This is a genomic window from Microbacterium sp. KUDC0406 (assembly GCF_021582875.1).
In the GTDB taxonomy this organism is placed as follows: domain Bacteria; phylum Actinomycetota; class Actinomycetes; order Actinomycetales; family Microbacteriaceae; genus Microbacterium.
In genome coordinates, this window is the sequence record NZ_CP091138.1 from 1,532,671 (window position 1) to 1,549,665 (window position 16,995).

The 16,995-nt window shown below is 70.4% G+C and carries 19 protein-coding genes, 1 tRNA gene and 1 pseudogene; 13 read left to right on the forward strand and 8 right to left on the reverse strand.

The annotated features are described in order from the left end of the window. The first annotated feature begins 32 nt into the window (after window positions 1-32). Window positions 33-105: transfer RNA gene (locus tag L2X99_RS07740), tRNA-Arg, on the forward strand. Between the two features lie 50 nt (window positions 106-155). Here the strand turns inward: L2X99_RS07740 and L2X99_RS07745 are convergent. Next, window positions 156-539, reverse strand: coding sequence for a DUF1304 domain-containing protein (locus L2X99_RS07745; RefSeq protein ID WP_329608147.1), 384 nt, complete (start codon window positions 537-539; stop codon window positions 156-158). Window positions 540-629: 90 nt separating this feature from the next. Here L2X99_RS07745 and L2X99_RS07750 point away from each other — a divergent pair, with 90 nt between their 5' ends. Continuing rightward, complete coding sequence (locus L2X99_RS07750) at window positions 630-1,289, forward strand: DUF2510 domain-containing protein (protein ID WP_236124261.1); 660 nt, start codon at window positions 630-632, stop codon at window positions 1,287-1,289. A gap of 5 nt (window positions 1,290-1,294) precedes the next feature. Here the strand turns inward: L2X99_RS07750 and sufU are convergent, their stop codons facing one another. The 5 genes from sufU to L2X99_RS07775 are packed head-to-tail and all read right to left on the reverse strand — an operon-like array spanning window position 1,295 to window position 5,487. Then, window positions 1,295-1,738, reverse strand: coding sequence for a Fe-S cluster assembly sulfur transfer protein SufU (gene sufU / locus L2X99_RS07755; RefSeq protein ID WP_236124260.1), 444 nt, complete (start codon window positions 1,736-1,738; stop codon window positions 1,295-1,297). Then, window positions 1,738-3,036 (reverse strand): aminotransferase class V-fold PLP-dependent enzyme, encoded by a 1,299-nt coding sequence (locus tag L2X99_RS07760; protein ID WP_236124258.1) that lies wholly within the window; start codon window positions 3,034-3,036, stop codon window positions 1,738-1,740. The genes sufU and L2X99_RS07760 overlap by 1 nt, the downstream gene beginning before the upstream one ends. Before the next feature lie 39 nt (window positions 3,037-3,075). Next, window positions 3,076-3,894 (reverse strand): CPBP family glutamic-type intramembrane protease, encoded by an 819-nt coding sequence (locus L2X99_RS07765; RefSeq protein ID WP_236124257.1) that lies wholly within the window; start codon window positions 3,892-3,894, stop codon window positions 3,076-3,078. Further along, window positions 3,891-4,610, reverse strand: coding sequence for a tRNA (guanosine(46)-N7)-methyltransferase TrmB (trmB, locus tag L2X99_RS07770; protein ID WP_236135818.1), 720 nt, complete (start codon window positions 4,608-4,610; stop codon window positions 3,891-3,893). The genes L2X99_RS07765 and trmB overlap by 4 nt, the downstream gene beginning before the upstream one ends. A gap of 31 nt (window positions 4,611-4,641) precedes the next feature. Further along, window positions 4,642-5,487: a DUF3097 domain-containing protein gene (locus tag L2X99_RS07775; protein WP_236135819.1), complete on the reverse strand. Its 846-nt coding sequence runs from the start codon at window positions 5,485-5,487 to the stop codon at window positions 4,642-4,644. Window positions 5,488-5,621: 134 nt separating this feature from the next. Between L2X99_RS07775 and L2X99_RS07780 the strand changes: the two genes are divergently transcribed. From L2X99_RS07780 to L2X99_RS07800, 5 genes and pseudogenes are all read left to right on the forward strand, one after another. Continuing rightward, on the forward strand, window positions 5,622-7,340 hold the full coding sequence (locus tag L2X99_RS07780) for a TPM domain-containing protein (RefSeq protein ID WP_236135820.1): 1,719 nt from the start codon (window positions 5,622-5,624) through the stop codon (window positions 7,338-7,340). Continuing rightward, window positions 7,330-7,584, forward strand: coding sequence for a hypothetical protein (locus tag L2X99_RS07785; protein WP_236135821.1), 255 nt, complete (start codon window positions 7,330-7,332; stop codon window positions 7,582-7,584). The genes L2X99_RS07780 and L2X99_RS07785 overlap by 11 nt, the downstream gene beginning before the upstream one ends. A gap of 79 nt (window positions 7,585-7,663) precedes the next feature. After that, window positions 7,664-8,410: a PspA/IM30 family protein gene (locus tag L2X99_RS07790; protein WP_236124253.1), complete on the forward strand. Its 747-nt coding sequence runs from the start codon at window positions 7,664-7,666 to the stop codon at window positions 8,408-8,410. A 168-nt stretch (window positions 8,411-8,578) separates the two neighbouring features. Then, window positions 8,579-9,261, forward strand: a pseudogene (locus L2X99_RS07795) (arginase family protein). Beyond that, window positions 9,258-9,707 (forward strand): Fe-S oxidoreductase, encoded by a 450-nt coding sequence (locus L2X99_RS07800; protein WP_236124251.1) that lies wholly within the window; start codon window positions 9,258-9,260, stop codon window positions 9,705-9,707. The pseudogene L2X99_RS07795 and the gene L2X99_RS07800 overlap by 4 nt, the downstream one beginning before the upstream one ends. Here L2X99_RS07800 and L2X99_RS07805 read toward each other — a convergent pair. Then, entirely contained in the window at window positions 9,686-10,150 is a 465-nt protein-coding gene (locus tag L2X99_RS07805; RefSeq protein ID WP_236124249.1) for an SIP domain-containing protein, read from the reverse strand. The two genes, L2X99_RS07800 and L2X99_RS07805, sit on opposite strands and share 22 nt — an antisense overlap. A gap of 55 nt (window positions 10,151-10,205) precedes the next feature. Continuing rightward, on the reverse strand, window positions 10,206-10,910 hold the full coding sequence (locus L2X99_RS07810) for a tyrosine-protein phosphatase (protein WP_236135822.1): 705 nt from the start codon (window positions 10,908-10,910) through the stop codon (window positions 10,206-10,208). 158 nt (window positions 10,911-11,068) lie between these two features. Here L2X99_RS07810 and L2X99_RS07815 point away from each other — a divergent pair, with 158 nt between their 5' ends. From L2X99_RS07815 to L2X99_RS07840, 6 genes are read left to right on the forward strand one after another with little or no spacing between them, the layout of a single operon-like run. After that, a complete protein-coding gene (locus tag L2X99_RS07815; RefSeq protein WP_236124248.1) occupies window positions 11,069-11,983 on the forward strand; it encodes an alpha/beta fold hydrolase in 915 nt (304 codons plus the stop codon). A 43-nt stretch (window positions 11,984-12,026) separates the two neighbouring features. Further along, entirely contained in the window at window positions 12,027-13,541 is a 1,515-nt protein-coding gene (locus L2X99_RS07820) for an ABC transporter substrate-binding protein (RefSeq protein ID WP_236124246.1), read from the forward strand. Between the two features lie 8 nt (window positions 13,542-13,549). Beyond that, on the forward strand, window positions 13,550-14,500 hold the full coding sequence (locus tag L2X99_RS07825) for an ABC transporter permease (protein ID WP_236124244.1): 951 nt from the start codon (window positions 13,550-13,552) through the stop codon (window positions 14,498-14,500). Beyond that, window positions 14,497-15,375 carry an ABC transporter permease gene (locus tag L2X99_RS07830; RefSeq protein ID WP_236124242.1) on the forward strand — a complete coding sequence of 293 codons (879 nt, stop codon included), beginning with the start codon at window positions 14,497-14,499 and terminating at the stop codon, window positions 15,373-15,375. The genes L2X99_RS07825 and L2X99_RS07830 overlap by 4 nt, the downstream gene beginning before the upstream one ends. Beyond that, window positions 15,372-16,163 (forward strand): ABC transporter ATP-binding protein, encoded by a 792-nt coding sequence (locus L2X99_RS07835; RefSeq protein WP_236124240.1) that lies wholly within the window; start codon window positions 15,372-15,374, stop codon window positions 16,161-16,163. The genes L2X99_RS07830 and L2X99_RS07835 overlap by 4 nt, the downstream gene beginning before the upstream one ends. Next, window positions 16,160-16,951 carry an ABC transporter ATP-binding protein gene (locus L2X99_RS07840; RefSeq protein ID WP_236124238.1) on the forward strand — a complete coding sequence of 264 codons (792 nt, stop codon included), beginning with the start codon at window positions 16,160-16,162 and terminating at the stop codon, window positions 16,949-16,951. Before L2X99_RS07835 ends, L2X99_RS07840 begins: the two co-directional genes overlap by 4 nt. Window positions 16,952-16,995: the final 44 nt, after the last annotated feature.

Sequence of the window (16,995 nt, forward strand, 5' to 3'; positions counted from 1 at the left end):
GAGGCCGCGTCGATGATAGGCTCGATCGGTACGCCTCCGTAGCTCAGCGGATAGAGCGCCGGTTTCCGGTACCGTAGGTCGCAGGTTCGATTCCTGTCGGGGGCACATACAGGAGAGACCGTCCCATCGGGGCGGTCTTTCTGCTTCCGGTCACATCATCGACGACAGGGCCAGTGCCACGACCGCCAGCAGCGGAAGACCCCCTGCAGCACCGCCGCACGCAGCTTGCTGCGGTCCGACAGCACCAGGACGAGCGCGGCACCGAGCATCATCGCGGTCCCGGTGACCGCGAGCGTCAGTCCCGCCGTCCGCTGCCCGGTGAGCACCAGGATCACGCCGAGCAGGGCGGCGAGCGCGAGGAACAGGTTGTAGAAGCCCTGGTTGAACGCCAGCTGCCTCATCGTCTCGGCGTCCTCGGCCGAGCGCACGCCGAAGACCCGGCGCGTCGCCGGCTCGGTCCAGCGCACCGACTCCAGCACGAAGATGAACACATGGAACGCGGCGGCGGCCGCCGCGAGGATCAGCCCGGCGATCAGCATGACCCGATTCTGGCGCGCGGTCCGGCGCGCCGGCAAGCGGTCCGGCACCCGGTACCGTGGGCTGAGCGCACACCGACCGAGAGGAACCCGATGTCATACGCTCCGCTCTCCCCTCCCGGCTGGTACCCGGACGGCACTCCGGGCATGCTGCGCTGGTGGGACGGCACGGCGTGGACCGCGAGCACCGTGCCGGCGGCTGCGCCCGGGCCGCAGCCCTATCCGCGGGTCGCGCCGGGCACCAGAACGCACACGTTCTGGATCTGGGCGGTCGTGGCCGCTCCGCTGATCGCCCTGGCGGTGACGGTCGTGCAGCTCGTCCTGATGCAGCAGATGCTGCAGCAGTATCTCGTGGCGTTCAGCCGGCTGCAGTCCGACCCGTACGCCTCCGGCCCCGAGAACGTCAGCGGCCTGATCGCCTGGACGAACGGGATGATGTCCGGCACGATGCTGCTCTCGTTCCTCAGCCTGGTGCTGTACGGCGCCGGCGTGGTGTTCGCGTACCTCGATCACCGTGAACTCGGCAGGCTGGGCTACCCTCGCCGGTTCCACTGGGCGTGGAACTTCCTCAGTCCGGTCTACGCGATCGGCCGATCCGTCGTCGTGCGCCGGCAGGCCGGATCGGGTCAGTCGCCGATGTGGGTCGCGATCGCCATCATCGTGGTCTCGTTCCTCACGCCGATCATCTGGATGCTGACGGTGTTCCCGCAGTTCTACGCCGAGCTCTTCTCGACGGTGTCGCAGTACTCCTAGCCCGTTCAGCCGAGCTTGCGCAGGGCGTCCTCCGCGGCGACCCACGCGAGCATCGCGCACTTCACCCGGGCGACGTACTTCGACACCCCGCCCAGCGCCGCTGCGTCGCCCAGCAGCTCGGGGTCGGGCTCGATCCTCCCCCGTGACCGCATCGCCTCGCGGAAGACCTCGATCCGGTGCTCGACGTCGGACACCGGCAGCCCCTCCACGAGCTCGGCGAACAGCGAGGCGGACGCCTGCGAGATCGCGCAGCCGTGCCCCTCCCAGGCGATCGCCTCGATGGTTCCGTCGGGCGCGGCGTGCACCTGCAGCGTGATCTCGTCGCCGCAGGTCGGGTTGAGCTGGTGCGACTGCGCCGCCACAGCGGAGCGCAGCCCGTAGCCGTGCGGAGCACGGGAGTGGTCGAGGATGAGCTCCTGGTAGAGCCCCTGCAGATCGGACGAGGCCATCATGCCCTCCGGAAGAAGTCGATGGTGCGGGCCACGGCGTCGATCACGGCGTCGACCTCGTCCCCCGTCGTGTACAGGTAGGTGCTGGCGCGTGTCGACGATGTGACGCCGAGGCGACGGTGCAGCGGCTGCGCGCAGTGGTGCCCGACGCGCACCGCGATGCCGGCGTCATCGAGGAACTGCCCGACGTCGTGCGAGTGGATGCCCGCGACGTCGAAGCTCGCCAGGCCGACGCGCGGCAGATCGATCCCGGCGCCGAGCACGCGGACGCCGTCGATCATCGACAGACCCTCCACCAGCCGAGCACCGAGCTCGGCCTCGTGGGCGGCGACCCGCGGCATCCCGACCTCCTGCAGGTAGCGCACGGCGGCGGCGAGCGCGACCGCCTGCGACACCCGCTGGGTTCCCGCTTCGAACCGCTGGGGCGGCGGCAGGTACTCGGCCTCGGTGGTCGTCACCGTGGTGATCATCGAGCCGCCGGTGAGGAACGGCGGCATGATCTCGAGCAGTCCACGGCGGCCGTACAGGGCGCCGATACCGGTCGGACCGAGCATCTTGTGCCCGGAGAGCACGGCGAAGTCGACATCGAGCGCGTGCAGGTCGAGGGGCAGATGCGGCGCGGACTGGCAGGCGTCGAGCAGCACCAGGGCACCGACGGCGTGCGCGGCCGCCACGAGCTGCTCGACCGGGTTGATCACGCCGAGCACGTTGGAGACGTGCGTGACGGCGACCAGGCGCGTGCGCGGGCCGATCAGCGCGGCCGCGACGTCGAGCCGCAGCGCTCCGTCGTCGTCGAGGGGTACGACCCGCAGGGTCGCGCCGGTGCGTGCGGCGAGCTCCTGCCACGGGATGAGGTTGGCGTGGTGCTCCATCTCAGTGGTGACGATCTCGTCGCCCGGTCCGAGTCGCAGCCGCTCCGCCTCGGCTCCTCCGCGTCCCGCGGAGGCGTTCGAGAGCGAGTAGGCGACGAGATTCACCGCCTCGGTGGCGTTCGAGGTCCAGACGACCTCATCCTCGTCGACACCGACGAACTCCGCCAGCGCGGCCCTGGCATCCTCGAACGCCACGGTCGCCTCGGCGGCGAGAGTGTGCGCACCGCGGTGCACGGCGGCATTCAGCGTGGAGGCGAACTCCCGCTCGGCATCCAGGACGGCGAACGGACGCTGCGAGGTCGCGCCGGAATCGAGATAGACGAGCGGATGCCCGTTCACCTCGCTCTGCAGGATCGGGAAGTCCTCGCGCAGCCGGAGGACCTCCTGATCGGTCAGCGCGGCGGCGGTCGCGGTGCGAGTGTCCATGCATCAATCCTCTCAGCCGCCGGGGCGCCCGGGGCGCGCTCAGAGCAGGAAGATCGGCAGCATCCCCGGGTTGTGGGCGTGCACGAGCACCGCGAACACGACCGCATCGAAGAGCAGGTGCACGCTGACGACGTACGCGAGCGAGTGTGTACGGAGGAAGATCCAGCCCTGCAGCAGCGCGAACGGGATCGTCAGCACCGGACCCCACGCGCGGTAGCCCAGCTCCCAGAGGAAGGAGACGAAGACCGCGGCCTGCAGCACGTTCGCCGCCGCGTCCGGCAGGTGCCGGCGCAGCAGGGCGAAGACCGTGCAGATGAAGAACAGCTCGTCCCAGATGCCGACGGCGCCCACGCCCAGGAACAGCCGCCCGATGAGCTCGGGGCTGTCCACGACCGGCCAGTTCAGGTAGACACCGCTGGTGATGAAGTAGAACGGCAGGATCAGCCAGCCGAGCACGAGGACAGCCACCAGCCAGATCCACTGCCACCGAGCCCATCGCCGGCCGGTGCGCCAGGGGAACGAGATGGCCCTGTCGCGAAACACGAACCGTGAGAGCACGTAGGGCACGAGCACCGCGCCGCCGAGTGCCAGCGTGAACCGCAGCATCGCGCCGTCGTCGAGCTCGGCGGCCAGCGGGATCGAATGGACGATCAGCATGCCGACGCCGATCAGCGCGAGATCCCGGGTCAGCGACGGCTCGGTGGCGACGATCCGGCGGCGCTCGATGGCGGCCGCCGCACACACGCCGGCCGCCAGCAGCGCCCAGCCGACAACCGTCCAGCCCAGCACGAAGAACGCCGGGGCGGCCGCACACACCAGCGCGGCCGGTCCGAGGCTCTGCCAGGCGCTGCGCGTCACGACACTCGTCGATAGCTGAGGTCGCGGATGTCGCGCCCCTTGGCGATGCCCTTGCGCTCGAAGGCGGTCATGACGCGTCCCTGGAATCGCTCGGCCCATTCCCCGTCGAACGCCCGCTCGAACTCGGGTGCCTCGTCGAGCACCTCGCGCATCTGCAGCGCGTAGTCCTCCCAGTCGGTCGCCAGGCGCAGCATCCCTCCGCCGGCCAGCGCGCGGGCGGCCGTCTGCGGAAAGCCGGGGCGCACCAGGCGGCGCTTGGCGTGCCGCTTCTTGTGCCAGGGGTCGGGGAAGAAGATCCACACCTCGGATGCTGCACCGGCTGGCAGATACGAGGAGAGCACCTCCGGAGCGTTCGCCTCGACCAGGCGCAGATTACGAGCGCCCGCTCTGTCGGCGTCGAGCATGGTGCGGGCCAGCCCGGCGCGGAACACCTCGACGGCCAGGAAGTCGTCGTCGGGACGGGTGGAGGCGGCGTGCACGATCGCGTGCCCCTGCCCGGATCCGACCTCGACGATCAGGCGGGCCGTGCGGCCGTATTCCGCCGCGGCGTCGAGCCGCGCGTCGGGATGCACCGACGTCCAGGCGACGTCGCGGGGCACGTCGAGCAGGTAGCGCGGGGCGAGCTCTTCGAATGCCCGCTCCTGCGCCTCCGACATCCGGCCGGAGCGGCGGACGAACGAGACGGGCTCGTCGCGGTAGGTGCGGGGTTCTGGCATCCCTCCAGGGTACCGGGACGCTTCGACAGGCTCAGCGACCGGGGTGAGGCGCCGTGACGAAGTCGATGAGCTCCTCGACCCTGCCCAGCAGCGAGGGCTCCAGGTCGCGGTAGGACGACACGCGCGACAGGATGCGCTTCCAGGCATGCGCGATGTCCGCCTGCGACTCGGCGGGCCAGCCGAATGAGCGGCAGACACCGGTCTTCCAGTCCGTCCCCTTCGGGATCACCGGCCAGGCACGGATGCCGAGAGCGGCCGGCGTCACGCACTGCCACACGTCGATGTAGGGATGCCCAACGATCTTCAGATGCGCGCCGTGCGGGCCGCGCAGGATCTTCTCGACCATGCGGGTCTCCTTCGATCCGGGCACGAGGTGGTCGACGAGCACACCGTAGCGCCGCTGCGCGGTGGGCGGCGACTCGGCGAGGAGCTCATCGAGCAGGTCGATGCCCTGCAGGTACTCGACGACGACGCCCTCCGCACGCAGGTCGTCGCCCCACACCCTCTCGACGAGCTCGGCGTCGTGCCGGCCCTCGACGAGGATGCGGCTGGGCAGCGCCGTCCGGGCCCGGCCGTCCGGGGCGGCGAACGATCCCGACGCGGTGCGCCGCGGACCTGACGACTTCGCGGCCGGTGGCACCAGGCGCACCGGCTCGCCGTCGATGAGGAAGCCAGCACCGAGCGGGAACATCCGCCGACGGCCCTTCCAGTCCTCCAGTTCGACCATCCCGGCCTCGATCCGGATGACCGCGCCGCAGTAGCCGTCATCGGCCACCTCGACCACGAGGTCGGCCTCGGCCGCGACTTCTGCGGACTTCTTGAATCCGCGCTCGCGCCAGCCCGACGCGAGCACGTCCGATCCGTACCGGTCATCCATGCCTTCCAGGGTATGCGCCGCGCCGCCGCGCTCCGCGCACGGCGAACGGCGATTGCCCCTGGGCGCTGTGCCAGGTCGGCGCCAGTGCATAGACTCGTGCCGTGGGGCGTGCTCATCGGGGTGGAGGGAGCGGGATGCGGACTCGCTGGACGGTCGTGGTGGGTCTGCTGGCCGCGCTCCTGGGCTCGGGCCTCGCCGCCGGTGCGGCTTCCGCGACCGCTCCGGGGCCGCTCGATCCGGGTGTCTACGTGACCGACACCAGCGACGTGCTCACTCCCGCACAGCAGAAGGCGGCCGAGGCGCGGCTCACCGAACTGGACGAGCAGACCGGCGTCGGACTCTTCTTCGTCTTCGTGCCGGAGTTCACCGACCCGAGCACCGATCGCGAGTGGGTCGACGAGACCGCCGCCGCCAGCGGCCTGAGCGATCGGCAGTACCTGATCGGCATCGCCACCGACACCCGGGTGTTCGCGATGAACGGCCCCGAGTCGGGCGGGGCCGTGTCCGTCTCCGACCGCGCGCGGGTGACCGAGGCCATGCTGCCCTCGCTGCGGCAGAGCGACTGGGCCCGTGCCATCGACGCAGCCGCCGACGAGGTGCAGGACATCGTCGTCGACGGCCCGGCGCGCACCGCACGGGGCTGGACGATCTTCGGCCTGGTGGCGGTGGCCGCCGTCATCATCCTCGTCGTCGTGCTGCAGGTGCGCCGCAGCCGCCGGCGCGCGGCGGAGAAGGCAGCCCGTGAGGCGGAGATCGCCGCGCTGTCGCAGCAGGCGTCGATCGCCCTGGTGCGCACCGACGACGTGGTGAAGTCCAGCGAACAGGAGATGGAGTACGCGCGGGCGCAGTTCGGCGACGAGGCCATCGGCGAGTTCGTCGCCGCGTTGGAGACCGCCCGCACCAACCTCGACCAGGCGTTCTCGCTGCAGCAGAGACTCGACGACGAGATCCCCGACACCGATGAGGAGCGCATCGCCTGGAACCGCCTCATCGTGCAGCTCTGCTCCGATTCCACCCGGTCCCTCGAAGAGCGCAAGGCGGCGTTCGACGAGCTCCGAGAGCTGGAGCAGAACGCGCCGGCGGCGCTGGAGAACGTTCGGCGGCTGCGCGCCGCGGCGGGCGCCGAGATCGACCGCGCCGATCAGATCTTCGCCGCGCTGGCGACGACCTACGCGACGGCGGCGATCGCCACCGTCGCGGACAACACCGCCCAGGCCCGCTCGCGCATGGCGTTCACCGACGAGCAGATCCAGACCGCCGACCAGCAGATCGCCGCCGGGAAGACCGGGGATGCCGCGGTGTCGATCCGTGCCGCCGAGGGCGCGGTGCAGCAGGCGACGCAGTTGGAGGACGCCGTCGAGCAGCTCGCGAACGATCTGAAGGCCGCCGACGAGCGTGGTGTCGCGCTCGTGGCCGAGCTGCAGACCGACATCCTGACCGCGCAGGCCCTGCCCGACGCACAGGGGTTCGTCGCGCAGGCCGTTGCGACCACCGGCCGGCATCTGTCCGACGCGCAACGACTGCTCGGCGGCACCGGACGCAACCCCGTCGACGCTCTGCGCGTGCTGGATGCGGCGAACACCGCCATCGACCAGGTGGTGCAGCAGGTGCGTGACGAGCAGGCCAGGATCGCGCACGCACGCAGCCTGCTCGGCGCTGCACTGGAGCGGGCCGACGTGCAGATCTCCGGCGGCGGAGAGTTTCATCCTGAACCGGCGCGGGGCGATCAGCTCCACCGCTCGCACCCGTCTCGCCGAGGCGCAGTCGACCCGCGATCAGGCGCGTCGTCTCGCCGACGCCGACCCGCAGCAGGCGCTCGCCCTCGCACAGCGGGCCGACCGGATGGCGGGTGAGTCACTGCGTCTCGCCCAGAACGACACCGGCTCGTGGGGCGGCGGAGGCGGCTCCGGCAGCAATGACACCTTCGGCGCCGTGCTCGGCGGCGTGCTGATCGGACAGCTCCTCGGCGGTGGCGGCCGCCGCAGCGGCGGCGGCTGGGGCGGTGGCGGCGGATGGAGCAGCGGCGGCGGTGGCGGCGGATTCTCCGCCGGCGGCTTCGGCGGCGGCCGCTCGAGCTCCAGCGGGGGCCGCTTCTGATCGGGCACCACTGACAGGCATCCGACGACCGACATCGATCTCGATCCACAGACCCTTCCGTATCGAAAGGAAAAACACCATGGCCAAGGAATCCATCTTCGGGCGCATCTCCACGCTCGTCCGCGCCAACATCAACGCGATGCTCGACTCCGCCGAGGATCCGCAGAAGATGCTCGATCAGCTGGTGCGCGACTACACCAACAACATCGCGGACGCGGAGTCCGCGATCGCCGAGACCATCGGCAACCTGCGCCTTCTCGAGCGCGACCACGAGGAGGACGTGCAGGCGGCCAGGGAGTGGGGCAACAAGGCCCTCGCCGCCAGCCGCAAGGCAGATGAGCTCCGCGGCACGGGGAACACCGCCGACGCCGACAAGTTCGACAGCCTCGCCAAGATCGCCCTGCAGCGTCAGATCACCGAGGAGCGCGAGGCCAAGGCCGCCGAGCCCCAGATCGCCGCACAGACCGAGATCGTCGACAAGCTGAAGAGCGGCCTGAACGGCATGAAGGAGAAGCTCGGCGAGCTCAAGAACAAGCGCAGCGAACTGCTCGCGCGCGCCAAGGTCGCCGAGGCGCAGAACAAGGTGCAGGACGCCGTCAAGCAGATCAACGTCCTCGACCCCACCAGCGAGCTGGGCCGGTTCGAGGACAAGATCCGCCGTCAGGAGGCTCTTGCCCAGGGCAAGGCCGAGATCGCGGCGTCGACGCTGGACGCGCAGTTCGAGAGCCTCGAGGATCTCGGTGAGCTCACCGAGGTCGAAGCGCGTCTCGCCGAGCTGAAGGCCGGCGGCACGCCGAAGCCGCAGGCTGCACTCGAATCCGAATGACACCGCCGGCGGGCGCCGCTCGCGGCGCCCGCCGCCCACCCGACCCGTACTGACATGACCGACTTCCTGATCGTCCCGCAGTGGCAGGGCTCACCCTCCGCGCGGGCAATGCTTCTCACCGACGGCGCCGCCGCCATCGCCGGCGATCTCCCCCGCGCCACCACCACCATGCTCGACGTCCCGCTCGAGGCAGGTGAGTCGCTGGCCAGCGGCGTGCACCGTCTGAGCTCTCTGCTGAGGGTCCGCGCAGCCGTGCAGGACGCCTGGACCGACGGCGCCGTCGTCATCGGCGGCGACTGCAGCGTCACCGTCGCGGCTCTCTCCGCCGTGGACACCACCGACGTCGCCGTGCTGTGGTGCGATGCGCATCCCGACCTGCACTCCCCGCCACATCACCGTCGGGCGCGTTCTCCGGCATGGCGCTGCGCGCGGTGCTGGGCGAGGGCGAGGCCCGACTGGCGCTCGCCCCCGGTGTGCCCCGCGACCGCGTCGTGGCCGTCGGCACCCGCATCGTCGACGACGACGAGCAGGCCGAGCTCGACGAGCTCACCCGTCTCGCCCCCGAGGACCTCGCGCGCCCGGATGCTGCACTCGAGGCGATCCGGGCGACGGGGGCGTCCAGGGTCTGGGTGCACATCGACGTCGACGTCATCGATCCCGCCGAGTTCAGCGGAGTCTCCGAGGCCGCTCCGTTCGGCGCGTCGGCATCCGAGCTGGCCTCCGCCATCCGCCGGGTCCGCGACGAGTTCCCGCTCGCCGGCGCCACAGTGGCCGGCTTCGCACCGCGCACTCCCGCCGCCGCGGTCGACGATCTCGGCGCCGTGCTGCGGCTGATCGGCGCACTCGCATGACCGACGACTGGCGCCCCGCAGCCGAGACCGCACTGGCCCGGGGCCGTCGTTTCGACCGCCGCATCCCTTCGTTCCTGCTGAGATCGCCGATCAGTCGCGTCGGCTACTGGTGGGGCACGGCCGTCGGCTGGGTGTGGGGCTCGCTCTGGAGCACCGGTGCGGTCGAGCGCAGGAACGGCCTGTGGGTGTTCCGCGGCATGCCTGCGTGGACATTCGCGCGCGGCGGGGTCTGCGTCGGCGGCTGCTATCTCACGGGCGACCGAGCTCCGGGCGACGCCGTGCTGCGGCACGAGGCCGTGCACAAGGCACAGTGGCTCCGGTACGGCCTCCTGATGCCGGTGCTGTACCTCTTCGCGGGGAGGGACGCGCTGCGCAACCGTTTCGAGATCGAGGCGGGGCTCGAGGACGGCGGGTACGTGCGCCGTCAGCGCGTCAGCAGGCCGTAGCTCTCCGGAACGCTGATCGCCGACTCGTCGATGCCGAGCGAGTCGGTCAGGTGCTCGACGATGTCGGCGGTGCCGAGGAAGCCGCCGAGCAGCGTCACGCGCGTCTCGATCTCGTCGTCGCAGAGCATCTCGTCGGCCCAGGCGCAGGTCGCCGTCGCGAGCGCCTGTCCCGGTGCGCAGAGACGGCCGGTGCCCGCCGCGCCGGTGCGGCTGCCGCGGGCGAGCCAGGTGACCGTCATCCGGCCCGGCGCCTCGATGACCCCGATGTCGGAGGCCTCCGGCACTTCGATGAAGATGCGGCCCGATGCGCACAGCGGCAGGGTCGCGATGAAGAGCTCGAGGTCGGCCAGCGAGTTCTCGTCGGCCGTGACCAGGTGGTGCGAACGACGACGGGCCTCGCGGCGCTGGGAACGCGCCGTGGCGGTGTCGAGTGAGGTGCGCATGATCTGTCCATCGTAGCACCCAGCCAAGGCTTACCTAACCCCGGTGGAAAGGTCGCTATGCGACCAGTGTGCGCCCGAGCGCCTCGAGCTCGGCGTCGGTCAGGCCGCCCGTCCGCAGATATCCGGCGATCGAGCCGTGCTGCCGCTCGATGCCGGAGAGCAGTTCGCGCATGACCGGCGCCGGCGAGCTCGTGGCGAGATCGATCGCGTTCCGAGCATCCGGATGACGCGCCCGCAGGTACTGCACGATCGCGCGCGTGCGCGCCGCGGGCAGCTGCGACGCGGTGAGCGCGTAATCGGCGATCACCTCCTCGCGGTCGGCGCCGACCGCCGAGAGGGCGAGGGCCACGGTGACGCCGGTACGGTCCTTCCCCACCGTGCAGTGCACGAGCGTCGGCTCCCCCGCCGCGATCACCCGGATCGCGTCGATCAGACGGGGTGCCGCGTCATCGACGAGGTGCCGGTACATGCCGGCGAGGCTGACGTCCTCGGTGAAGAAGGAGGCCACGGACCCGATGAACAGCGGCACCCTCGTCGTCGGCACGTCGAGCAGCATCGACGGCTCAGCGAGCACTTCGGCGTCGTCGCGCAGGTCGATGACCCGGCGCACGCGTTCGCGCAGCAGGCCGTCGCCCTCGGGCGTGAGGTGCGCGAGATTGCCCGATCGGAACAGCACGCCGTCCCGCACCCGCGAGGCCCCAGCGGCGATGCCGCCGACGTCGCGGATGTTCGCGACGCCGGGAATCTGGAGCACACTCATGGATTCCATCCTACGAATCCCAGAGCGCTCAGAGATGAAATCATGATGGTGAGTCACAGCGCATAACATTAAGCATTTCGAGAACCAGATGCCGCTCCTGACTTGTCATTCTGCTTTCGCATTTCCTCGGCGAGCGCTCCAGGACGGAGAATACAGCCGTGGAGAATGACACCAGCGAGTTCCGCTATCTTCCCGGCCAGGCCGCGGCGCTCGGCGTCGCCGCGCCGCAGGTCAGGCGTCTCACCCTCGCGCTCCCGGACGGCCGCACCCTCGGTGCACTCCGCTTCGGCGAAGGCGCCCCCGAGGTCACCCTGCTGCACGGTGCCGGCCTGAACGCACACACCTGGGACACCACGGCCCTGCTCCTGCAGCGCCCGGCGCTCGCGATCGATCTCGCCGGGCACGGCGACTCCTCCTGGCGCGAGGACCTCGACTACAGCCCGCAGACGCTCGCGGCCGATGTCGCGCACGCGCTGGATGCCTGGACGGATGCACCGCAGGTGCTGGTCGGCCAGTCTCTCGGAGGCCTCACCGCCGTCTCCGTCGCCGCCACTCACCCCGCATCCGTCCGCGACCTGGTCATCGTCGACATCACCGCAGGCGTGCGCGGCGACGCCGCACCGGCGGTGCTCGCCGAGTTCTACCAGCAGACCGACTTCGCCTCCCTGGACGAGGCCGTGGACCGCGCCATGTCCTTCGGCTTCGGCAGCACGCGGCCAGAGACCGAGCGTGGCGTGTTCCTGAACACGCGGGTGCGCGCAGACGGACGCGTCGAGTGGAAGCATCACTTCGCGCACCTCGCCTCCGCCGCCCTCGCCACGACGACGCCCGACGCGGGAGCGGCGATCCTGGCATCCGACCGCAGCTGGTCCGACCTCGCGGCCGTCACCGCGCCGATCATCCTCGTCCGCGCGACGAAGGGCTTCGTCAGCGACGCCGACGCCGCGGAGTTCGCGACCCGTCGTCCGGATGCGGAGATCCGCATCATCGACGCGACCCACAACATCCAGGAGACGGCTCCGGCGGCCCTCGCCGGCCTCATCGCGGAATCCGCCGACGCCGTCCGGCGTTGACCCTCCCGCACCCGCACAGCACTGCCGTCTGAAAGGACCGCACATGTTCCGACACCCCACCCGCCTCGCGCTGCTCGGCGCCCTGGCCGCCGTCACGCTCGCGCTCAGCGCGTGCACCGGCTCCGCCGAACCGAGGCCGACCTCGGACGGCAAGCCCGACCCCGACGCCAGCCTGTCGGTGGGTCTCGTGCTCGAGCCGACCAATCTCGACATCCGCCACACCAGCGGTGCCGCGCTCGAGCAGATCCTGTTCGACAACATCTACGAGGGTCTGGTCACCCGCACCCAGGACAACAAGATCGAGAAGCGCCTCGCCGCCGACTACCAGGTCTCCGACGACGGCCTCACCTATTCGTTCACCCTGAACGACGGCGTGACCTTCCATGACGGCACGGCACTGACCTCGGCCGACGTGGCCTCGTCGTACGAGGCCGTCCGCACGGACGAGAGCCTGCAGGGTCACGCCGACTTCGCCGGCGTCGCCTCGGTCACTGCGACCGACCCGAAGACCGTGCAGATCGTACTGACCGCGCCGAACCAGAACTTCCTGTTCTCCCTCACCGGGCGTGCCGGCCTCGTGTTCAAGACGGGCGACACCACCGACCTGAAGACCGCCGAGAACGGCACCGGGCCGTTCACCCTCGGCAGCTGGTCGAAGGGCAGCAGCATCACCTTCGAGCGCTCCGACACGTACTGGGGCGACAAGGCGGGCGTGAAGCAGGTCGTCTTCCATTACATCCCCGACTTCACCGCCGGCGTCAACGCCGCACTGGACGGGACGCTCGACGTGCTCACCGCCGTGGACCCCAACCTCGTCGACCAGCTCGATGAGACCGGGGAGTTCACCGTCACCACGGGTCGCACCACCGACAAGGGCACTCTGGCGTTCAACAACGCGAAGGCCCCGCTGAACGACGAGAAGGTCCGCGAGGCGCTGCGCCTGGCGATCGACCACGATGCGCTCGTCGAAGCCGTCGGCGCCGGCCAGACGATGTACGGCCCGATCCCCGAGCTCGATCCCGGCTACCAGGACCTCTCCGAGCTGGTGCCCTACGACCCCGACAAGGCCAAGAAGCTGCTCGCCGAGGCCGGGCAGAAGGATCTCACCCTGACCCTGACGATCCCGACGTTCTACGGCACGACCGTGCCGCAGGTGCTGATCTCGGACTTCGCGAAGGTCGGCGTCACTCTGAAGGTGAACCGGGTCGAGTTCCCGACGTGGCTCGAGGACGTCTACACGAACCACGACTACGAGCTGAGCTTCGTGCTGCACGTCGAGCCCCGCGACTTCGGCAACTGGGCGAACCCGGACTACTACTTCGGCTACGACAACGCCGAGGTGCAGAAGCTGTACGCCGAGGCGATGACCGAGCTCGATCCCGACGAGTCGGCCGACCTGCTGGCGCAGGCGGCGAAGATCGTGTCCGAGGACGCAGCCGCCGACTGGCTGTACAACGGCGCGACGCTCACCGCCCTGCTCCCGGTGGTGAAGGGCTTCCCCGAGGACTCCATCAACTCCCGGATCGACCTGCTCGGCGTCACCCGCGCGGCCGACTGACGGCACCCGTGCTCCGGTACACGCTCACACGAGGGGCCCTGCTGATCGCAGGGCTCCTCGTGTCGAGCGTGCTGATCTTCCTCACCCTGCGGGTGTTCCCCGGGGATGTCGCACAGCTGATCGCCGGCACGCAGGCGAGTCCCGCGCAGGTGGCGGCGATCCGCGAGTCGCTCGGCCTGGACCGGCCGCTGCCCGTGCAGTACGGGGAGTGGATCGGCGGCGTGCTGCGCGGCGACCTCGGCACCTCGCAGCTGAGCGGGGCGTCCGTCGGCGCGGAGCTGGCGCAGAAGGCGCAGGTGACCGTGCCCCTCGGCCTGATGTCGCTGACGGTCGCTCTGCTGATCGCCGTGCCGTTCGGCATCGTCTCCGCCATGCTGCGAGGGAGGGCGGGCGGGACCGCGATGAACTTCACCGCTCAGGCCGTCGCCGCGGTTCCGGTGATCTGGGCGGGGATGCTGCTGGTCCTGGTGTTCGCGCACGGCCTGCACTGGCTGCCGGCGCAGGGCTTCCCGATCGCCGGCTGGTCGAGACCGGACAAGGCGTTCGAGTCGCTCATCCTCCCCGCCCTGACCATCGGCGTCGTCGAAGGGGCGATGCTCATGCGCTTCGTGCGCAGCGCCACGCTGCAGGCCGCCGGGCAGGACTTCGTGCGCACCGCGGCCGCCAAGGGTCTCACCCGGCGCCGGGCGCTGGTGCAGCACGGCATCCCCGCGGTGGGCCTGTCGATCGTGACCGTCCTCGGACTCCAGGTCGCCGGCATCATCGTCGGAGCGGTCGTGATCGAGCAGCTGTTCACCCTGCCCGGCATCGGACGGATGCTGGTGACGGACGTCGGCACGCGCGACCTGGTCAAGGTGCAGAGCGAACTGCTCGTGCTGACCGGTTTCGTGCTCGTGATCGGATTCCTCGTCGACCTCGTGCACCACGTGATCGATCCCCGGCAGCGGGAGGCGGAATGAACTGGTCGCGCAGACTCTGGGCCTCCGGCACCGGGCGGTTCGCCGTCATCGTCGTCGTCCTGGTCGCTCTCACCGCACTGGTCTCGCTGTTCTGGACACCCTTCGATCCGCTGATCGGCGATGTCCGTGGCCGCTGGGCGCCGCCCGGCTGGCCGCACCTTCTCGGCACCGACGGCACGGGCCGCGACATCCTCAGCCTGATCATGACCGGTGCCCGGACGACGGTGTTCGTCAGCGTCGGCGCGGGGATCGTCGCCACGCTCGTCGGCGTCGCACTCGCCGCACTCGGTGCTCTCACCGCCCGCTGGCTGCGCGAGACCGTCGCGGTGGTCGTCGACATCCTGATCGCGTTCCCGGTGCTGCTGATCGCGATGATGATCTCCGCCGTGTGGGGCGGATCGCTGTGGGTCGTGGTGCTCTCGGTGGGGATCGGCTTCGGCGTGAACATCGCCCGTGTGACACGACCCGAGCTGCGTCGCGTGCAGCAGAGCGACTTCGTGCTCGCCGGCCGGGCGAACGGGCTGACGCCCGGCGAGAACCTCGTGCAGCACCTGCTGCCCAACGTCGCCCCCGTGTTCATCGTGCAGCTGTCCTGGTCGATGGCCGTCGCAGTGCTCGCCGAGGCCGGCCTGTCGTACCTGGGGTTCGGCGCGTCCGTCTCACAGCCGTCCTGGGGCCTGCTGCTGGCCGACCTGCAGCGCTACATCGGCGTGCATCCGCTGTCGGTGCTCTGGCCCGGCCTGGCGATCACGCTGACCGTGCTGGCGCTGAACCTGCTCGGCGACGCCCTCCGCGAGGCGACCGACCCCACGCTCTCCGCCCGCGGCTCGAAGCGCCGTGCGGCAGAGGCGCACGTTCCGGGGGTGGTGTCATGAGCCTGATCGTGCAGGATCTCGTCATCGAGATCGACGGACGTCGCGTCGTCGACGGCGTCTCCTTCGAAGTGGAGACCGGTGAGCGGCTCGGCCTGATCGGCGAATCCGGCTCGGGCAAGTCACTGACCGCGCTCGCGGTCATGGGCCTGCTCCCGGAAGGGGCGACCGCGAGCGGCAGCATCCGCTGGGACGGCACCGAACTGATCGGCCTGCCGGACCGCAGGATGGCAGGGCTTCGCGGCGACCAGATCGGGATGGTCTTCCAGGAGCCGCGCACCGCACTGAACCCGATACGCACCGTTGGCCGTCAGATCGCCGAGACCGTGCGCATCCACGAACACCTCTCGCGGTCCGCCGCGCGTGAGCGCGCGATCGCCGCGGCGGTGCAGGTGCGACTCCCCGATCCCGAGACCATGGTCGACAGGTACCCGCACCAGCTCTCCGGCGGGCAGCGGCAGCGCGTGGCGATCGCGATGGCACTGGCCGCGAACCCGCGCCTGCTGATCGCGGACGAGCCGACCACAGCGCTGGACGTCACGATCCAGGCCGAGATCCTGCGCCTGCTGCTGTCGCTCGTCCAAGAGCGCGACATGTCGCTGGTGTTCATCACCCACGACCTCGCCGTGCTCGCACAGGTCGCGACCACGGGAGTCGTGCTCGAGGAGGGTCGTGTGGTCGAGCGGGGCCCGGTCAGCACTCTTCTCAGTGCACCGACGTCCCCGATCACGCAGGGCCTGCTGCGCGATGCCACGGCGACGCTGTGGCGTCCGGAAGGCGGCGCATCATGACCCTCATCGCGGCGGAAGGGCTCAGCCGCGACTTCCGGCTGCCGAAGGGCGCGATGTTCGAGCGCGCCAGGATGAACACCGCCCTGCATCCGACCGATCTGCAGATCGCCGAGGGCGAGTCCCTCGGCATGATCGGTGAATCCGGGTCGGGCAAATCCACCCTGGTGAAGCTGCTGCTCGGGCTGGATCGGCCCACCACCGGCCGCGTCTTTGTCGACGGCAGGGAGGTGGATGCCACGGCCGGCGCCCGGTCGCTGCACTGGCTGCGCAGGCAGACAGGTCTCGTCCTCCAGGACCCGTACGCGTCGCTGGACCCGCGGATGTCGGCCGGAAGGATCGTCTCGGAGCCGCTGCGCGCCCTCGACATCGACGGTGACCACCGCGCCAGAGTGCGAGACGTGCTGGAACAGGTCGGCCTCGAGCCTGAGATGGCGGACCGGCATCCGCACGAGTTCAGCGGCGGTCAGCGGCAGCGCATCGCTCTGGCGCGCGCGATCGCGCACCGACCGCGCATCCTGGTCGGTGACGAACCGCTGTCCGCGCTCGACGTGACCGTGCGCGCGCAGATCCTCGAACTGCTCGAGGAGCTGCGGCGGACCGAGAACCTCACGCTCGTCCTCGTGTCGCACGACATCGGCGTGGTGCAGAACCTCAGCGACACCGTTGCTGTGATGAAGGACGGCCGGATCGTGGAGCACGGGCCCGTGGACGCCGTGCTGCGGCATCCGCAGCAGGACTACACGAAGGCGCTCCTCGCCGCGATCCCCGTCATCCGCCCTGGTCGTTGAGCGAGCGAGCGAGGAGCGAGCGAGGAGCGAGCGAGACGAAACGC